This window comes from Bacillus fungorum, from assembly GCF_002746455.1.
In the GTDB taxonomy this organism is placed as follows: Bacteria; Bacillota; Bacilli; order Bacillales; family Bacillaceae_G; genus Bacillus_A; species Bacillus_A fungorum.
In genome coordinates, this window is the sequence record NZ_NWUW01000102.1 from 1 (window position 1) to 1935 (window position 1935).

The 1935-nt window shown below is 32.9% G+C and carries 2 pseudogenes; both read right to left on the reverse strand.

Annotated features, from left to right (window positions below):
* A pseudogene (locus CO726_RS30780) lies at positions 1-505 on the reverse strand (RNA-binding protein); the annotation flags it as partial.
* Positions 506-1401: 896 nt separating this feature from the next.
* A pseudogene (locus CO726_RS30790) lies at positions 1402-1935 on the reverse strand (DNA translocase FtsK); the annotation flags it as partial.

The following is a 1935-nucleotide window of genomic DNA, read 5'->3' on the forward strand; positions in this document are numbered from 1 at the left end:
ATGGGATATGACCCGAAACAGTTCCTGTGTACACTTTACTGCCTTCTTGCGCTGTTACTTCTTCATATAATCTTTTTTGAAGTGCTAACTCTCCTGCTGTGATAGATACAACAGCAAAGTTGCCTTCTTCTGTTTTCTGGAAGTGTTCAATGATTACAGGCTTTGTTCTACCCACTAGCCATTGAGGATTTTTAGGAACATTTATACCTGCCTCTGTAATAGGACAATATGCTGTCGTATGAGTACCAATTTGCATTGTAAGCACTTGTATACGCTCAGACTTTCCGTTTTTAGTCGGGAATAGCTTTTCGGATACGACTGTAATCAAGCCTTTCCCTACAGTACGCTCGCGTTTCATACGCGCTAATTCCTCTAGTTCATGATCACGTACTCGCTCAAATTGATTAAAGCTTGCTTCTAATACCGTGTCACCTTGTGGGTTCTCTGTTTCAAAAGCCATTCCAAGTTCTTCTACAGTTTGAGTGTTTGTCTTATCTTCTGCCATTATATTTTTCCTCCTAGAACGTAAAAAAGGACACACCTGTACCGTTGGGATGGTACGTAAGGTGTGTCCTTCACGTAAATTATGATTTATTTATATAGTTGTTAATACAAATATAATGGTATTTCTACTCAAATGCAAGAATAATTTTAAAATCATAAGTTTGCTATAGGGTGAATCAAAATCTAGAATGCAGTCTTACTAGGGGTACTGCTAGTATTTTGAAAAAATCCACGCTAAGGGTATGCGAAATTCATACAATTTTTCGAGTAATCCAGTAACAAACAATAACCCTAAATGCGCGCTAGAATAGGAATGTATAAAAAAATGTATAGATCCATAGAACAAAAAAAGAAGGTTCCCTTGTGAGAGTAGGGTTCCCCTTTTTCTTTACCACCGATAATGAGACGTTATGTTAACTAATTGTGAATATCTTATTCATCCAAAATCACACAACATATCGTTTACTTAAAATGTTAACATGTAGAAAAGGGAGGTGTAAAATTATGGATAAAATCTCGATCTTAAAACAGATGTATATTATTGTATTTCCAATAACACTTTTTATATCTTTAAATATTTATCAATGGATCGCTAAAAATGATTATTCATTTACTAGCTATATAATACAAAATTTAACAATTACAACAATAGCACTAATAACAGGTTTTATAGCTTATTTAATTACAAAAAAATATTTACTAAATACTTTTTAATCCACTATTCCAACAAGCAGTATTAAAATCTGTAAATGAAAAACAATCAATACTACTTCCAATAACGATAATTATGTAAATAAGCTGCCTACATGGGCAGCTTATTGTATTTTTGGCTTAGCGTGTTTTTTTCTGAAATGCTGACTATACCAATACTAGATTTAATTTGAGGTTTACAAACTATTAATCAAAGAAATTATTCAATTCCTTACTCATTACGTTCGATGTTTTTTGCTTAGGTTTCTCATTTTTATTAAGTAGCGACTGCGTAGTATTATTCTTATTTTTTTGCTGAGATTTTAAGTGCTCTTGGCGTTCTTTATAACTCATAGGTTTATATTCTGGTTGCTTCTCATCATTTTTCGAATAATCTTCTCTATTTTTTTCTAAGTTTTCTTGAACCGTAATACTAATAGATTCGTAAACTTTTGCTACATCTTCATCTAGCTTGTTTTCTTCGGTATGATTAAGCATTTCTTCAACTGGAACCGTTTTGATTTCTACATGTGTTTCTTCTGCCTCTGTTATTGTAACGGAAGGCCCATCAGATGGAAATTCTTCAAACAGTGTTTCGGTCTCATCAGGAATCACGGAATGAATAATGGAATCTTTATTCCAATCTTGCTCTAACATAGTAATAGATAATTCTTTGTTTAGTTCTGCTACCTCCATGTTAATTTCATAGCATTCTTCCATAGGAGGTAATTCTATATCTAT